8 protein-coding genes are annotated in these 17,436 nt (G+C 69.8%); 5 read left to right on the forward strand and 3 right to left on the reverse strand.

Annotated elements, in window-relative coordinates; translation table 11 throughout:
* Positions 1 to 82 precede the first annotated feature (82 nt).
* The 3 genes from OG393_RS08610 to OG393_RS08620 all read right to left on the reverse strand — a co-directional run bounded on the left by OG393_RS08610 (position 83) and on the right by OG393_RS08620 (position 7,893).
* Positions 83 to 361, reverse strand: coding sequence for a hypothetical protein (locus OG393_RS08610; protein WP_327374036.1), 279 nt, complete (start codon positions 359 to 361; stop codon positions 83 to 85).
* The gene (locus tag OG393_RS08615) at positions 358 to 6,108 is read right to left on the reverse strand and encodes a polymorphic toxin-type HINT domain-containing protein (protein WP_327374037.1); all 5,751 of its coding nucleotides are present in this window, start codon (positions 6,106 to 6,108) and stop codon (positions 358 to 360) included. Before OG393_RS08615 ends, OG393_RS08610 begins: the two co-directional genes overlap by 4 nt.
* Before the next feature lie 678 nt (positions 6,109 to 6,786).
* The gene (locus tag OG393_RS08620; RefSeq protein WP_327374038.1) at positions 6,787 to 7,893 is read right to left on the reverse strand and encodes an AraC family transcriptional regulator; all 1,107 of its coding nucleotides are present in this window, start codon (positions 7,891 to 7,893) and stop codon (positions 6,787 to 6,789) included.
* A gap of 116 nt (positions 7,894 to 8,009) precedes the next feature.
* On the opposite strand from OG393_RS08620, the gene OG393_RS08625 reads away from it, so the two are divergent.
* The 5 genes from OG393_RS08625 (at position 8,010) to glgB (ending at position 17,388) form a co-directional block, all read left to right on the forward strand.
* The gene (locus OG393_RS08625; RefSeq protein WP_327374039.1) at positions 8,010 to 8,951 is read left to right on the forward strand and encodes an SDR family oxidoreductase; all 942 of its coding nucleotides are present in this window, start codon (positions 8,010 to 8,012) and stop codon (positions 8,949 to 8,951) included.
* A gap of 553 nt (positions 8,952 to 9,504) precedes the next feature.
* Entirely contained in the window at positions 9,505 to 11,499 is a 1,995-nt protein-coding gene (locus OG393_RS08630; RefSeq protein WP_327374040.1) for an alpha-1,4-glucan--maltose-1-phosphate maltosyltransferase, read from the forward strand.
* Positions 11,496 to 13,223 carry a maltose alpha-D-glucosyltransferase gene (gene treS, locus OG393_RS08635; protein WP_327374041.1) on the forward strand — a complete coding sequence of 576 codons (1,728 nt, stop codon included), beginning with the start codon at positions 11,496 to 11,498 and terminating at the stop codon, positions 13,221 to 13,223. The genes OG393_RS08630 and treS overlap by 4 nt, the downstream gene beginning before the upstream one ends.
* Positions 13,224 to 13,448: 225 nt before the next feature.
* Positions 13,449 to 14,798, forward strand: coding sequence for a maltokinase N-terminal cap-like domain-containing protein (locus tag OG393_RS08640; RefSeq protein WP_327374042.1), 1,350 nt, complete (start codon positions 13,449 to 13,451; stop codon positions 14,796 to 14,798).
* Between the two features lie 277 nt (positions 14,799 to 15,075).
* Positions 15,076 to 17,388 carry a 1,4-alpha-glucan branching enzyme gene (gene glgB, locus OG393_RS08645; RefSeq protein ID WP_327374043.1) on the forward strand — a complete coding sequence of 771 codons (2,313 nt, stop codon included), beginning with the start codon at positions 15,076 to 15,078 and terminating at the stop codon, positions 17,386 to 17,388.
* Positions 17,389 to 17,436 lie beyond the last annotated feature (48 nt).

Here is a 17,436-nt window from a genome sequence, read left to right on the forward strand (position 1 = left end):
CGCTGTCTATTTGCGTCCGACTGTTCTCATTTCCGCAAAACTCGGTAGATCCGTGCTGATTCAATTCAGCCAGGCATCGAAATCAATCGACTGATCGCCCCAGGCGTTCCGCAAGTGAAATCTGACCGGGTGGCCTCAGGATGAATTTGTCTTTCCGCTCGTCAAAGCAGTCCAGATAGCAGCTGACCCGCCCTCCGACCTCATAACGGTCTCCGTCATCGATATAGAGAGCGTCGATCAGCCCGACCCGAGACAGCCCCAGGTCAACGATGATCCCCCAGCGGAATACCGCCTCGACCTGTCCATCGATCATCTCGCCAATGAGACACTGCTCACGTGCACTGAGCTGCTTGTTCATCATCCGCCGACCATGCTTCGAGGGTACTGGTTAAGGCGGTCAAACGCCGTATTCGGGATCGCCACCTCCACGTTGGGCACGCCGTTGTGCGAGCCTACGTACTGACTGAAGTGCTGCTCGAAGTCGGCCTTAGGAATCCTGACCTGCACGACACCACCGTCGTAGCCTCCCCGGCTCGCATAGTCAAGCGCAATCGTCTTGCCGTCATCTTCGAGGCCGAAGTACGCGCGTCCATCAGGGTAACCGTTACCGGATCCCGGAAAGTCCTTCTCCGTAAATCCGTCCTTGAGCAGTCTGTCCGTCATACCCCTACCCGGCGCCTTGTAAATCGTGATGTCACAGTTGGGTCCACCACTGTTATGCACGAGAACCGGCGTGTTGCCCGCCAGCACATAGTACGTGTGCAGGTCACTGACGGTCAGGTTGTGGACGGTGGCGCCCTGGCTGGTCCAGCGCTGGACCGAGGAGACCCGGACGTAGGTGCCCGTGCTCGTCTGGAGCCACTGGCCCGACTTCAGGTCGGTGGCGTCGATCCACTTGCCGATTTCCGGAACCCAGAAGGGGTGGCCGTCGGTCGCGATGACCTGGGCGGTCTTCGTGCCTTTCTTACCGTCGGCGTCTATGGTGATCTTGACGAGGTGCTTGAGGCCCTCGCCCTTGATCTCGGCGGTGACGGTCTCGATCCGGGTCTCCCCGGTCTTCTCGTCGGTCGCGACGACCTTGTCGCCAGCCTTAACGTTCTCGATCGGCTTGCTCGTGCCGTCGGCCATCAAAACCTTCGTGCCCGGCACGAAGCTGTTACATGGGCCGCCCTTGCCTCCCTTAAGCGCCCCAGGACCGGTTCCACCTGCAAGCATGAAGGGGAATGCTGCGGCAACTTCCCGGAGAGCATTGTGAGTGCTTTGCGCGTTCCCGCAATCACTGGGATTTTCAATGCAATATGTCGCGGCGATTTTCTTGGCGCCAGAAACGTCGCCGGTTTCACGCAGATATATTGCCGCTTTGTGGCATGCCGTTCGCCCATAACACAGGTACTTTTCGCCGATCTTGGCCCCGGTCCAGTAGTTGCCCGACTGAGCCATCGCACCGTGAGTCCAGGTGAAGTAGCGCTGCTCGAGAGTTACCAGATCGTCTGGCCCTGCACCGAACGTCTCTACCCATGCTTCCAGCTCATCGGCCGGTTTAGCATCGTCAGTAGATCCATGCCCACTGTTGTCCCTGGCACCATTGTTCTTGTCCTTACCGGATGCCTGATCCGGGGTGCAGTACTTCACGTCCCACGAGCAGGTCCCCGGCGTTGAGCCGATCTCGAGCCCCGTCGGGTCGCTGTAGGTGACGGGATTCCCGTTGGCGTACGTGTACCCGTTCATCTGGAGCGGGTCAGTGATGTCGATGATCGGGTCGGCGGAGAGGAAGCGGCCGGTGGTGGCGTCGTATTCGCGGGCGCCGATGTGAGTCAGGCCCGTCGTGGGGTCGTCGACGCCGGTGCCGAGGAAGGTGTGGCGGCCGGGCCAGTCTGTGGGTTCGGTGCCGCGCGGGTTGCCGTACGGGTCGAAGAACCGGCGGGTGACGGCCTGATTGCCCGACTGGTCGACCGCCATGGTCGAGGTGTTGTGGTGGTCGGAGAGCAGAACCGTCAGCTTGTGTCCGGTCGCCTTGCCTCCGGTGGAGCGGACCGTGGTCGGAGCACCGGTGTGGCCGTAGTAGCGCTTGGCGTCGAGAGCCTGACCGGCGGTGTTGACGGATATCTCGGCTTCGCCGAGGTAGAGGGTTCGCTTGGTGCCGTCGTCCTCGATCAGACGGTTACCGGCCGCGTCGTAGAGGTAGGTGACGTTCGCCGCTCCGTCGTTGTCGGTGTCGGCCGAGGTGAGCTTGTTGCGCCGGTCCCAGGTGAACGTGCTGGTCTCGCCGCCCGCGGTGATGCGCTCGGTGGTGTTGCCCGAGGGGTCGTAGAGGTAGCTCTGACGCAGGCTGAAGGTCGAACCTCCGATGACCTGCCGGCTCTTGACGTCGGTGAGCGTGTGGGGCTGTGCGGTAGTCGTGGGCTGGCTGCCGTTGTTCGTGTCCCCACGGCCGTAGCTGTACTCGTACTCGTCCGTGGGTTTGACGCCCGCCGGATCGTGGACCGTCAGCTTGGTCCGGTTGCCGATCGCGTCGAACTCGTACGACTGCCAGTAGCCGCTGCCGTCGACACCGGTGGAAAGCCCGCCCTCGGCGGGGCCGGCGCCTTGCGCGGAAGTGGCGGTGGGGCAGGTGTCGCTGCCCGTCCACGCGTGGACCAGACGGCCCATCGGGTCGTAGGCGAAGCACTGCCGGTCGACCTGGTTCGTCGTCTGCGTGCCGGAGGTCTCCGACTGGGTGCCGGTGATGGAGGTGACGTTGCCGACGGTGTCGTAGCCGTAGGCCGTCGTCGACTTCCAGACGGGACTCGTGATCTCCCGCTGGGCCACCGTCTCCTTGAGGCGACCGGTGGCCTCGTCGTACGCGGCGGTGGTCCACAGGCGCTTGGATCCTTCGCCGGAGGTGGTGCGCAGCACCTGGCCGAAGGGGTTGTAGAGGGTGCCGGAGGTGTACCAGGCCAGGCCGGAGGTGGTGATCGGCGCGCCCTCGCCGTTGTAGCGGGTGATCACCTTTTCCGCGGCGAGACCGCCGGGGGTGGCCGGGAGGGTCACCGACTGGAGCTTGCCGGTCTCCGTATAGGTGTTGGTGTAGGCGTAGGTGCCGGCGAGGCCGGTCGTGCCCGGCGTCGCGGGAATGGTGATCTTCGAGCCCGTGGGGCGGTACTCGGTGTCGTAGCCCGTGACCTCGCTGGTGAAGGCCGCGCCGCCGTTGTAGCGCGTGGAGGCGACGGGATAGCCCTTGGCCCCGGGCAGGGTGTCGTAGGTCCACTTCGAGACGAGCGGGCCGGTCTCGGAGTCGTCGTGCAGCTCGGTCGGGCGGCCCAGCACGTCGTAGAGGGTGTACTGGGCGCGGTCCCGGCCGTCCCTGGACCAGGTCTGCTGGTCCAGGTCGTCGTAGCCGAAGCCGGCCGGGCCCATGTCGGGGTCCGCCGATGCCGTCAGCCGGCCGCGGACATCGTAGGTGTAGGTCCAGGTGTTGCCGTCGGCGTCGGTGACCCTCGCGAGCTTGCCCCGCGGGTCGTAGGCGTACCGCGTGTCGTCGGACGCCGGATCAGGGCCGATCAGGCCGGTGGTGGTGTAGTGCTCGATCTTCGCGGTACGGCCGAGTGCGTCGGTCCAGGTCTTCGCCGCGCGGCTGCCCTTGAGGGGTGTGGTCCCGTCGGCGGACATGCCGGTGCGGGTCAGCGTCCAGTCTCCCGCGTAGACGGCGGTGCTGGAGTGCTGTGCGTCGCCGTCGTGCAGCGTGGTCGTGCGGACGGCGCGTCCGAGACCGTCGTAGGCGACCTTCGTCGAGTTCGGGGCCTCGAAGACGGTTTCGGGGACGAAGATCTCGGGCTTCGGTTCGTCCTTGGTGAAGTAGCTGTTCCTGGTCTCGCCGACCGAGCCGTTGGCGTTGTACAGGGTGTCGCTGACGACGCGACCGCCGCCGAGCGCCTCCGTCTGGGTCTGGCGCGGACGCAGCAGACCGTCGTAGATGGTGACGGAGTCCGCGTAGGTGCCGTTGTCACGGAGCGCCCGCATGGTGACCGCCGGGACCTTGTCGGCGTCGATCTGGTAGTCGAAGTGGACCGACGCCTTGTCCGTGGAGGAGTCGCGGGACGGGGTCCACACGTCGGTGACACGGCCGAGGTCGTCGTAGTGGCTGGTCGTCGTGCGGCCGTTGGGGTCGGTGAGGGACAGGACGGAGCCGCGTCCCGGGTCGACGGTGGAGGTCGCGGTGTGGTTCAGCGCGTTCGTGGTCGTGGCCTGGAACGGGACACCGGTGGCCGGGCTGAAGGCGTTGGCGGTCGAGGCGCCCTGGGCGTTGACGCTCTTGACGGCCCGGCCGAGCGCGTCGTACTCGGTGCGGGCCGAGGTGATCCATCCGTCACCGTCGCCGTCGATCGTGTCGACCTGACGGGGAAGTCCCTTGACGGGCGCCGCGCCGAAGGCGTTCAGCGCGTCGTAGGAGGTGCGCGCGTCGAAGATGACCTGGTCGCCCGTCGCGGAGGCCGCGTCCTGGCAGTCGCCCACCGTCGTGCGGACACGCTGAGGAAGGCCGATGAGGTGCTTCGTGACGTTGTGGACGTACGAGGTGACGGCGCACGACTCGTCGGCCTTGGTGAGAGCGCCCCCCTCCGTCTCGGTCAGCGTGTAGCTCTGCGTCTCGAGCGGCAGGTCGTAGGCGTCGCGCCTGAGGGTCTCCGAGCGCGCGGTCCGGCTCTTGCCGCCGCTGATCGACTCCTCGGCGTCGGTCCGGTCCGTCCCCGTGCTGTACGCCTCCAGGGCGGGAAGGCCGTCGCCCCGTGCCCGGGTCGCGGTCTTCCGCGCGAACGGCCGGCTCGTCTCGCGTGCGACGAGGCTGCCGCCGTCCTTGGTGGAGGAGATCGTCTCGGCGGTGCGGCCCTGGTAGGCGGGCAGGTCCTCGCCGAGGGTCTCCTCACCGGTCGAGTCCTTGACGGTGACGACCGCCCGGCCGGCGTCGCGGGACATGCCGCGGAAGTAGCGCGTGACGGTCTGGGACCGCTCCGTGGCGGTGTCCGGGTCCGCGTGGGACGTGACACCCCGCTTCACGGTGACCTTGTCGTACCCGCGCCACTGGTCGTAGGTCCGCAGCTCGGGTTTGGTGAACTCGTCGGTGTTCTTGGCCCAGGCCGCGCCCTTGGCGGTGTCGTAGACGTACGTGGTGACGACGTCCGGCTGGCGGGCGACCCGGTCCTTCTCGACGATCCGGTCGACGACGTACTTGTTGAACCACTCGAGGGGAGGGTTCTCCAGGTCGGGATCGGGTGACCACTTGCTGGGGAAGCAGCGGCCGGTGTTCGTCTCCGGGGCGGGGTGAGCCGTGCCCTTCGGGCAGGGGGCGGAGTAGTCGACGTAGACCTCGCCGCCGGTCTCGGTGCGGACGGTCTCGACCCGGAGCCGGTCGAACTCCGGAGTCGGGTCGCTCGCGCTCTTCGCCACGCGGTTGGGCATGTCGTCGACGTTGGCGATGAAGGAGAGGTCCGGGAGCGTGGTGCTGGTCTGCGCTCCGTTCGCGCCGGGAACGCTGTATCCGGTGCGGCGGACCGACTCCAGCCACAGCGGCGGGTGGGTGTCGGTGCGCTGCCTCGGGAACGACTGGTGCAGGTCCCATCGGTCGACGGGTGACAGCGCGGTCGAACCGGGTGTGCGCTGACCGTAGGTGCTGACCGAGGCGAGCCTGACCCGGGTCCAGAAGGTGGGCGAGGTGATGTAGCAGTTCTCGGCGCCGGTCTTGCAGTGCAGCGTGGCGGGAGTGTCCCACCAGGGCTGCTTGTCCTCGTAGTCCTTCGACTCGAACTCGGCGACGGAGCAGCTGGTCGCACCCTCGACGACGCAGCGCTCCTTGGCGGTGAACACCACCTTGCCCGCGGGGGCGCCGGTCAGGTTGTCGCCGCGCAGACCATAGAGGACCTGCGTGGGATATCCGCCGCGGACGTAGGAGACGGCCTTCTTGAACTCCCCGTTCCTGGCGTACTCGTTGGTCTCCTGCTTCCAGTCGATGATCATGGCGTTGCCGTGGACGTCCTCGACGTGGTCGAGGTTCCAGCGCCACGCCTGGGTGCACGAGGAGCCGGCGTAGGACGTCTGGTGGCAGGGCTCACCGCTGTGGTTGCCGAAGACGGGCACGGTGAAGGCGGAGTGGGTGACGGGGCGGCTGCCCGCCCCGTCGAGGTCGTTGCGTCCGAAGTGGTAGCGGGTTCCGTCGCGGGTGGTGACGCGCCAGTACTCGCCGTCGTACGCGCCGGTCTGCTTGGCCTTGGGGTTGCCTGCCTTGTCCAGGTACTCGATCTTGGAGCCGTCGTCGTTGGCGGGAACCCACCTGCCGTCGGCGTCGTTGCGGACGAGTTCGGTCGACGATCCGCCGAGGGAGAGGACGAGGTTGTCGCTGGCCCAGCAGAGGTCGGACTTCTTCTTGTCGGTGTCGTTGTCGTTGTTGGGGCTGTTCTTGCGGTCGTCCGAGCAGGAGCGGTAGCGCCGCTCGACGAAGCCGGGGTGGTAGTCCCAGCCGTCACCGATCCAGGACGCCTGGCCGTTGGCGACCGAGGTCCTGCCGTCGACGGACTGCGAGGAGTAGTTGAACGCGATCTTCGGGGCGGGGCCGGCCGGAGGGCTTCTATCGCGGCGGGCGCACGTCCCACGAGTCCGCCTACTGGCGCGTCATCCTGCCGGCCGACGGTCTCTGGAGCGACCGGGTCGCCTTCGGGTAGCGCAGCGACGAAAGGGGCCCCGGTGCCCCCGGCCCGGTCTCCGGGGGCCGGGGGCACCGGGGCCCTCTTGTGCTCCGCCCCGCTCCGCCTCCCCCGGTCACGCCGCGTGGTCGTAGCCGGAGCGGTACTCCCCCGGGGTCATCCCGAACCACTTGCGGAAGGCCAGGTGGAAGCCGACCGCGCTCTGGTAGCCGACCCGGGGCGGGACCGCGGACTGCGGGATCGAGGTCTCGGTCAGCAGCCGGGCGGCCTCCTGCATCCGGCGTCCGGTCAGGTGGCGGGCGGGAGCCTCGCCGACGAGTTCCCGGAAGGCGGCGGTGAAGGCCGAGCGCGACATGCCGACCTCGCGGGCGAGGGACTCGATGGTCCAGGGTTCGGCGTAGCGTGTCGCGATCATCACCATGGCGCGGCTGATGCCGGGGTGCCGCAGGACCGGCAGCGTCGCCGGGTTGTCGGCGAGTTCGCGCAGCAGCGGGCGCAGCGCGAGAACCAGGGCCATCTCGAAGGCGCGCAGGGTGATGAGCCGGTCTCCGGGGCCCACCGGTCGGTCGGGCGCGGCGAGCAGCCGCAGGGTGTCGCGCAGCAGTGGTTCGCGGTCGACCTGGGCGCCGTCGAGGACGAGTGCCCAGGGCAGTGAGGTGTAGAGCCCGGTGGCGGCGCTGGCGTCGTAGTGGAGTCCGGCGCAGAGCATGCGGCTGACGGCTCCGTCTCCGGGGATGACGATCTCGCCGGAGGTGCCCGGCTGGCGTTCGGGCAGGACGGCCCTGAGGGGTACGCCCTGCCGGTCGGGGCGGTCGGAGAGGCGGTGGGCGATGCCGGTGGGGAAGACGATCAGGTCGCCGGCGCGCAGTTCGAGCGGGGCCTGGCCGTCGCCGGTGATCCAGCAGCCTCCTTCGACGATGTAGTGGAGGACGGCGCAGCTCTGTTCCGCGTCGCCCTCGATGGCCCAGGGGGCACGGACGTGCCAGCGGCTGTCGAAGACCCCGGTGAGGCGGAGTGGCTTCAGCAGTTCGCTCAGCAGGTCGTCCCGCTCCTCGCAGTCGTCCCCGCGCCGGTCGTCGCACGAGCCCCGAGGGCCGTCCTCTCCCCGCCCGTGGGGCCGGTCCTCGCCCCATTCCTCCGGCCGGTTCTCGCGCCGGTCTTCGCGCCGGTGCTCACGTCGGTCCTCACGTCGGTCGTCACGGTCGGTTCGCACGTTGTCCATGGACGATCCTTCAACTTCCGCCCCGGTTTGTTAATTGAACGGCCGAAGCCGCCGCCGCCAGCCTGAGAGAGCCGTCACGGCAGCCGTCACAGCCTATCGAAGGGCCCTTCACACACATGTCCAGTCAGATTCCGATGCGGGTCGCGGTCGTGGGAGCCACCGGTTTCCAGGGCGGCGCGGTGGCACGTCTGCTGACCGAACGGCACCACAAGGTGCGTACCCTGACCCGCCGCCCCGCGGGCGACCGTCCGCCGCTGCCCGGTGCCTCCTTCATCGCGGGGGACCTGGCGAGCCTGGCCGACGTGCGCCGGCTCTTCGACGGCATGACGCACGCCTCGGTGGTGATGCCGCTGGTGTACGAGGCGGAGCGGGTGCGGCTGTACGCGCGGAACATCGCGCACGCGGCCCGGGAGGCGGGCATCCTGCGTCTGGTCTACAACGCCAACACGCGGATCCCGCAGGGCCCGACCTCGGTGGCCGCGTTCGAGACCAGGCGGATCGCCGAGGAGGTCCTGCGGGACAGTGGTGTGCCGCTGGTCGTCGTCCGGCCACCGGTGTACCTGGACAACCTGTTCTCGCCGTGGAACGGCCCCGCGCTGGTCGACGAGGGCGTCCTCGCCTATCCGCTGCCGGCCTCCACCCCGACGGCCTGGCTCTCGCACCGCGACCTGGCGGAGGCGGTGCTGGCCGCGCTGACCGGGGAGGGGCTGGAGGGCCGGACCTTCGACATCGGCGGGGCGCAGGCGCTGACCGGTGCGGAGCTGGCCGCCGCGTTCGGCCGGGGGCTGGGCCGTTCGGTGCAGTACCTGCCGCTGCCGCCGGAGGTCTTCGAGCGGGGGCTCGCGCAGCTGCTGGGCCCGGCCGCGGCGGCCGGGGTCGCGGGGATCTACCACTACATGGCGACGGGCGTCGACCCGCTGCTGCTCACGGCCGACGACGGGGTGTCGGCGGACGTCCTGGCCGTGCGCCCGACACCGGTGGACGAGTGGGTCATGCGTCAGCCGTGGCAGGTGTGGTCCGGCAACACCGAGGGGCAGCCTGCCTCGCCTCAGGACTGACGCTCCCTCGGGCAGCGGGCGCACCACGACGCGCCGGGGGCACGCCCCCGGCGCGTCGTGGTGCGCCCGCGCGGAGCCCGAACCGTGATCCCTGACCCACCGTCATACCTGTGTCGGGAGAGGTCCCCGTCGTGCCGGTGCCCGGAGGGGTGCCCGGCGGCCACATCCCGCCGGTTTTCCGCCGACTTCCCGTCCCGTGTCCCACCCCGCCCCGGGGGCCGCCCGCGCCCCGCGCGCGGCCCCCGGCGCGCGCCGGAGCCGTGCTCCTGCCCGCGCCGCCGCGACCGCCGGTCTCGTCCGACAAGGACGGGGCCGGTTTCTTGTGGGTGCCGTGTGCTTGTCCGGACGACTACGTCCTAGTAGTTAACAAAGCGCCGGATTGCCCGCCCGAATGGAGTGGAAGGCTCCTCCGGTACAGCCCGTAGACCCGCCATCCGAGTGAACGCGGACAGGAGCGGCCATGCCCGCAACCCGCCAGCCGTCGACGGAGCTACAAAGAGCGCACCACCACCCGCACCCCCGTACCCCTTCAGGTGATGCTGTGAATCCGCTCATGGGACGTATTCCCGTACTGGACGTCCGCCCCCTGGTCGACTGTGGACGCCGGCCCGCGAAGGCCGTGGCCGGTGAGACCTTCGAGGTGTCGGCCACCGTCTTCCGCGAGGGCCATGACGCCGTCGCCGCCAACGTCGTGCTGCGTGGCCCCTCGGGCCGCCCCGGCCCCTGGACCCCGATGCGCGAGCTGGCGCCCGGCACCGACCGGTGGGGCGCCGAGGTCACGCCGGACGCCGAGGGTCTGTGGACGTACACCGTCGAGGCGTGGAGCGATCCGGTCGCGACCTGGCGCCATCACGCGAGGATCAAGATTCCGGCCGGGATCGACTCCGAGCTGGTCCTCGCCGACGGCGCGGCGCTCCACGAGCGCGCGGCGAAGGGCGTGCCCAAGAAAGGCGGTGGCCGGGAGGCCGTACTCGCGGCGGCCGACGCGCTGCGCGACGAGTCCCGCTCCGCCGCGGCCCGGCTGGCCGCCGCGCTCGCCCCCCGGGTGACCGAGACCCTGGACCGTCACCCGCTGCGCGAACTCGTGAGCGCCTCGCCCGCGTTGCCGCTCCGGGTGGAGCGCGAGCGGGCGCTGTTCGGCTCCTGGTACGAGTTCTTCCCCCGTTCCGAGGGGGTGCGGAAGGTCCGCGGTCGGACCGTGCCCGGGACGTTCCGCACCGCCGCCGAGCGGCTGCCGGCGATCGCGGCGATGGGCTTCGACGTCGTCTATCTGCCACCCATCCACCCCATCGGCACCACTCATCGCAAGGGTCCCAACAACGCGCTCGCGGCGAGCCCGGAGGACGTCGGCGTGCCGTGGGCGATCGGTTCACCGGAGGGCGGGCACGATGCCGTCCACCCCGACCTCGGCACGCTCGAGGACTTCGACGCCTTCGTGGCCCGCGCCCGCGAGCTGCGTCTGGAGATCGCGCTGGACTTCGCCCTCCAGTGCTCCCCGGACCACCCGTGGGTGGAGAAGCACCCGGAGTGGTTCCGTCACCGCGCCGACGGCTCGATCGCGTACGCCGAGAACCCGCCGAAGAAGTACCAGGACATCTACCCGATCGACTTCGACGGGGCCCCGGGCACGATGGACGCCATCGTCGCCGAGACCGTCCGGGTGCTGCGGCACTGGATGGACCACGGGGTGCGGATCTTCCGCGTGGACAACCCGCACACCAAGCCGGTGGTGTTCTGGGAGCGGGTGATCGGCGAGATCAACCGGGCCGACCCGGACGTGATCTTCCTGGCGGAGGCGTTCACCCGGCCCGCGATGATGCGCACGCTCGGCGCGATCGGATTCCAGCAGTCGTACACGTACTTCACCTGGCGCAACACCAGGCAGGAGCTGACCGAGTACCTCACCGAGCTGTCCGGTGACGCGGCGGCCCACATGCGGCCGAACCTCTTCGTGAACACCCCCGACATCCTGCACGCCTACCTCCAAGGCGGCGGCCGGCCGGCGTTCGAGGTGCGCGCGGTGCTCGCCGCGACCCTCTCGCCGACCTGGGGTGTCTACGCCGGATACGAACTCTGCGAGAACACCCCCCTGCGGGACGGCAGCGAGGAGTACCTGGACTCAGAGAAGTACCAACTCCGGCCCCGTGACTGGGAGTCGGCCGAGCGCACCGGGGCCTCGATCGCCCCGCTGATCACCACGCTGAACCGTGTCAGGCGCCGTCATCCGGCGCTGCGCCGGCTGCGCGGGCTGCGCTTCCACGCCACCGACAACGACGCGTTGATCGCGTACAGCAAGCGGTCGGGCTCGAACACCGTTCTGGTGGTCGCAAATCTCGACCCTCACCACACCCAGGAGGCCACGGTCTCGTTGGACATGCCGGAGCTCGGCCTGGACTGGCACGAGACCGTACCGGTGCGCGACGAGCTCACCGGCGAGACCTATCACTGGGGCAGGGCCAGCTATGTGCGCCTCGAGCCGGGTGTCACGCCCGCGCACGTCCTCGTCCTGCGACCGTCCCCGCAGACCGGAGGGTCACCCACCACATGACTGTCAACGAACCCGTACCCGACACCTTCGAGGACACCCCCGCCAAAGACCGTGATCCCGACTGGTTCAAGCGGGCGGTGTTCTACGAGGTCCTCGTCCGCTCGTTCCAGGACAGCAACGGCGACGGCGTCGGCGATCTCAAGGGCATCACGTCCAAGCTGGACTACCTCCAATGGCTGGGGGTGGACTGCCTCTGGCTGCCGCCGTTCTTCAAGTCCCCGCTCCGGGACGGCGGCTACGATGTCGCCGACTACACGTCGGTGCTGCCCGAGTTCGGCGATCTCGCCGACTTCGTCGAGTTCGTCGACGCGGCGCACCAGCGCGGCATCCGCGTCATCATCGACTTCGTCATGAACCACACGAGCGAGCAGCATCCGTGGTTCCAGGAATCCCGTTCCGATCCCGAAGGGCCCTACGCCGACTACTACATCTGGGCCGACGACGACAAGCAGTACCAGGACGCCCGGATCATCTTCGTCGACACCGAGACGTCCAACTGGACCTTCGACCCGGTGCGCAAGCAGTACTACTGGCACCGCTTCTTCTCGCACCAGCCGGATCTCAACTACGAGAACCCCGCCGTGCAGGAGGAGATCCTCTCCGCGCTGAAGTTCTGGCTGGACCTGGGGATCGACGGCTTCCGGCTGGACGCGGTGCCGTACCTGTACCAGGAGGAGGGCACCAACTGCGAGAACCTTCCCGCCACCCACGCCTTCCTCAAGCGCGTGCGCCGGGAGATCGACGAGCACTATCCCGACACCGTGCTGCTCGCCGAGGCGAACCAGTGGCCGGAGGACGTGGTCGACTACTTCGGCGACTACTCCACGGGCGGCGACGAGTGTCACATGGCGTTCCACTTCCCCGTGATGCCGCGCATCTTCATGGCCGTGCGGCGGGAGTCCCGCCATCCGGTCTCGGAGATCCTGGCCAAGACGCCGGCGATCCCGAGCGGCTGCCAGTGGGGCATCTTCCTGCGCAACCACGACGAGCTGACGCTCGAGATGGTCACGGACGAAGAACGCGACTACATGTACGCGGAGTACGCCAAGGACCCGAGGATGCGGGCCAACATCGGCATCCGGCGGCGCCTCGCACCGCTGTTGGACAACGACCGCAAGCAGATGGAGCTGTTCACCGCCCTGCTGTTCTCGCTGCCCGGCTCGCCGGTGCTGTACTACGGCGACGAGATCGGGATGGGCGACAACATCTGGCTCGGCGACCGGGACGGGGTACGTACCCCGATGCAGTGGACGCCCGACCGGAACGCGGGATTCTCCTCCTGTGACCCGGGGCGGCTCACCCTGCCGGCCATCATGGACCCGGTCCACGGCTACCAGGTCACCAATGTGGAGTCGGGGATGGCCTCGCCGTCCTCCCTGCTGCACTGGACCAAGCGGATGATCGAGATCCGTAAGCAGAACCGCGCCTTCGGGCTCGGCTCGTACACGGAACTTCCCTCCTCCAACCCGGCCGTGCTCGCCTTCCTGCGGGAGTCCGCTCCCGAGGAGGGCATGGACGCCGACCTGGTCCTGTGCGTGAACAACTTCTCGCGGTTCGCGCAGCCGACGGAGCTGGATCTGCGGCAGTTCGAGGGCATGCACCCGGTGGAACTGATCGGCCAGGTGCGCTTCCCGCCCATCGGCCAGTGGCCCTACCTGCTCACTCTCGCGGGGCACGGCTTCTACTGGTTCCGTCTGAAGAAGAGCCGTCGGTCCCTCGGCTGACCGACCCGGCCAACTGACCGGGGTGGGGCGGGTTTCCCCCGCGCCACCCTGGGCACTGTGTCCCACACACGGTCTATTCAGGTCCATACGGGCCTTCTTGTCGGGCCCATACGGATCTTCCCCACCCGACACGTCCCGCACAGCCGGACAGTTCACGCCGCAATCCGGGACACTCTGCGCATTTGAACTCCCACGTGCGCCCCCCGGGGGAAAGGACGCGATGCCATGCCGGAGACCGCTTCCCACACCCGGGCCCCGGCCGCCCTCCTTCCGTCACTCGCTCCCCTGCTCCATGAATGGCTGCCCCGGCAGCGCTGGTTCGCGGGCAAGGGCCGCCGGGTCACCGGATTCAGCTTGGAAGCGGCCACCGAGCTGCTGCCACCGGACGGCACGGGACCCGGTCTACTGCACCTGCTGGTACGGGTCGAACAGCCGGGTCGCCCGGCCGGGACACCCGCCGACTGCTACCAACTGCTCCTCGGCGTGAGGACCCAGCTCCCGCCACGCCTCGCCCCCGCCCTGATCGGACGGCTCCGGCAGGGCCCGCTGGCGGGCCGGGCGGTCTACGAGGGGCTGCGCGACCCGCGGCTCGCGGGGCTGCTCTACGAACGGCTGCGCACCCCGGGCAGTATCGGTCCGCTGCGCTTCCGCGGCACGACCGCCCTGCCCGCCTCGCTCGCACCAAGGGTGCTGGACGCGGAACAGTCCAACTCCTCACTGGTCTACGGCGACGCGTACATCCTGAAGATCTTCCGTCGGGTCAGCCCCGGAGCCAACCCCGATCTGGAGCTGCCGCTGGCGCTGGCACGGGCGGGCTGCGAGCGCGTCCCGGAGCCGGTCGCCTGGTTCGAGTCGGGCGCCAGCACGCTCGGTGTGCTCCAGCCGTACCTGCGGGACTCGCGGGACGGCTGGCGGCTCGCGCTGGACGCCCTCGCCGAGGAACGCGAGTTCACCGAGGAGGCGCATTCGCTCGGCCGGGCCACGGCCGAGGTCCATCTCGCCCTGGCGACGGCGCTGCCCACCGAGCGGCTGCGCAGGTCCCAGGCGGAGCAGCTGGCGGAGGCGATGGACCGGCGCCTGCACTCCGCCGCTCAGGCGGTGCCGGCGCTGCTGCCGTACGTCCCCGGACTGCGGGCGGTCTTCGCGGCGGCCGGCGGCACGGTCGGGGCCGGGCGGCTGCAGCGGGTCCACGGCGATCTGCACCTGGGGCAGACACTGCGGGCCGCGGACGGCCGCTGGTCGGTCATCGACTTCGAGGGGGAACCCGCGAAGCCCCTCACCGAGCGCTGCCGCCCGCAGCCCGCGGTCCGCGACGTGGCGGGCATGCTGCGCTCCTTCGACTACGCGGCCCGCACCCACCGCCCGTGGAACGCCGACTGGGCCGCACGTTGCCGCGCCGCCTACTGCGCGGGCTACGCGAAGGAGTCCGGGACCGACCCCCGCTCGGACCCGGCCCTGCTGCGCGCCTACGAGACGGACAAGGCGGTCTACGAGGTGCTCTACGAGGCCCGTCACCGGCCCGACTGGCTGCCGGTCCCGATGGCCGCGATCCACCGTCTGGCGGGAGCCGAGTGACGACGCACCCGCGTCGCCGGACGCCCGCGCCGTCCCGCCGCCCGCCGGCACCGCCCCACGGGGCGGCCAGGGCGGGTCCCGGCCCTCGCGGCCCGCACCCCCGAGCACCCCGTTCGGCGCAAGGGCCGCCCCGCCGCCGGACCCCAGACAGGCCGGTACGGGTCGCGTGGCCCGTTCGGCGGAGTGTCCTGTGCGGCGCGGCCGACGTTGCGGTTGCGTGGGAACCGCCGCGACTCCCTCGACCCATCCTGACGAATCCGCTGCTGGAGGCATCCCCGTGACCGCCCGATCCGCACGCAAGACGGCCCGAACGACGACCGACGAGGTGCCACGGCCGAAGAAGGCCGCCCGGACGCCCGCGCCGCGGGCGGAGGCCGAGCCGGAGCGGACGGCCGCGCGGCCGGCGCCGCCGGTCGACGCGGCCGACCGGGCCCGGCTGCTCGCGGGCGAGCACCACGACCCGCACGCCGTGCTCGGCGCCCACCCCGTGCGCGGCGGTGTCCTGGTCCGGGTCCTGCGTCCCTTCGCCCGCGAGGTCGCGGTCCTCGCCAAGGGCCGCCGGACCGTCCTGCACGACGACGGCGACGGCTTCTTCTCCGGCATCCTGCCGCTGCTGCGCAAGGTGCCGTCGTACGAGCTGCGGGTGCGGTACGACGGCGACGAGCTCCCTGTCCAGGACCCGTACCGCTTCCTGCCCTCCCTCGGCGAGCTCGACCTGCACCTGATCGGCGAGGGCCGGCACGAGGAGCTGTGGAAGGCGCTCGGCTCCCGGCCGGTCACCCACCAGGGGGTGACCGGCACCCGCTTCACCGTCTGGGCGCCCAACGCGCGCGGCGTGCGGGTCAGCGGCGACTTCAACCACTGGGACGGCACCGGTCTGCCGATGCGCTCGCTCGGCTCCACCGGTGTGTGGGAGCTGTTCGTGCCCGGTATCGCCGCGGGCGCGCTCTACAAGTACGACATCACCCGGCCTGACGGTTCCCACACGCTGCGCGCGGACCCGATGGCCCGCCGCACCGAGTGCCCGCCGAACACCGCGTCGGTCGTCACCGACTCGGACTACACCTGGGGCGACGCGGACTGGATGGCGACCCGCGGCGCCCGGCCCCCTCACGAGGCGCCGCTCTCCGTCTACGAGGTGCACCTGGCCTCCTGGCGGCCGGGGCTGACGTACCGGCAGCTGGCCGAGCAGCTCCCGGCCTACGTCCGCGATCTCGGCTTCACCCACGTGGAGTTCATGCCGGTCGCCGAGCACCCTTTCGGCGGCTCGTGGGGCTACCAGGTCACCGGCTTCTACGCGCCGACCGCCCGGCTGGGCACCCCCGACGACTTCCGGTTCCTGGTCGACGCGCTGCACCGGGCCGGGATCGGCGTCCTGATGGACTGGGTCCCCGCGCACTTCCCGCGCGACGAGTGGGCGCTCGCCGAGTTCGACGGGCGCCCGTTGTACGAACACGAGGACCCGCGCCGGTCCGCGCACCCCGACTGGGGGACGCTGGAGTTCGACTACGGCCGCAAGGAGGTGCGCAACTTCCTGGTCGCCAACGCGGTGTACTGGTGCGAGGAGTTCCACATCGACGGGCTGCGGGTGGACGCGGTCGCCTCGATGCTCTACCTCGACTACTCGCGCGAGCACGGCGAATGGCTGCCCAACGAACACGGCGGCCGGGAGAACCTGGACGCGGTCGCCTTCCTCCAGGAGATGAACGCGACGGTGTACCGGCGGTGTCCCGGGATCATCACCTTCGCCGAGGAGTCCACCGCCTGGGACGGCGTGACCCGGGCGACGGACCAGGCCGGCCCCGGTGGCTTCGGCGGCCTGGGATTCGGCATGAAGTGGAACATGGGCTGGATGCACGACTCGCTCGGCTACGTCTCCAGGGAGCCGGTCCACCGCAGGTACCACCACAACGAGATGACCTTCTCGATGGTGTACGCGTACAGCGAGAACTACATCCTGCCGATCTCGCACGACGAGGTCGTGCACGGCAAGCGCGCGCTGGTCTCCAAGATGCCCGGCGACTGGTGGCAGCAGCGCGCCAACCACCGCGCCTACCTGGGCTTCATGTGGGCCCACCCCGGCAAGCAGCTCCTCTACATGGGCCAGGAGTTCGCCCAGGGTGCGGAGTGGTCGGTGGACCACGGCCCGGACTGGTGGCTGCTGGACCCCTCGTACGGCGCGGAGGCGGACCACCGGGGTGTGCGGGACCTGGTCAGGGACCTGAACACGGTGTACGGGAGGACCCCGGCCCTGTGGGAGCGCGACACCGTCCCGGAGGGCTTCTCGTGGGTGGTGGGGGACGCCGCCGAGGACAACGTCTTCGCCTTCCTGCGCCACGACGCGCAGGGCGCGCCGCTGCTCGCCGTCTGCAACTTCTCGCCGGTCGTGCGGCACGACTACCGGCTGGGCGTCCCGGAGTCGGTGGCCGCCTGGGACGAGGCGCTGAACACGGACGACCCGCGCTACGGCGGCGGCGGGGTGGCGAACACCGACCCGGTCAAGACCGAGACGGTGCCCTCGCACGGCCGTCCGGCGAGCATCCGGATGACGCTGCCACCGCTGGCGACGGTGTGGCTGCGGCCCGCCTGACCGCCCCGTCGGAGGTCACCCGGCAGGCTCTGAGGCCCCGCCCGGGGG

Origin of the sequence: Streptomyces sp. NBC_01216, assembly GCF_035994945.1 — a bacterium.
GTDB lineage: Bacteria > Actinomycetota > Actinomycetes > Streptomycetales > Streptomycetaceae > Streptomyces.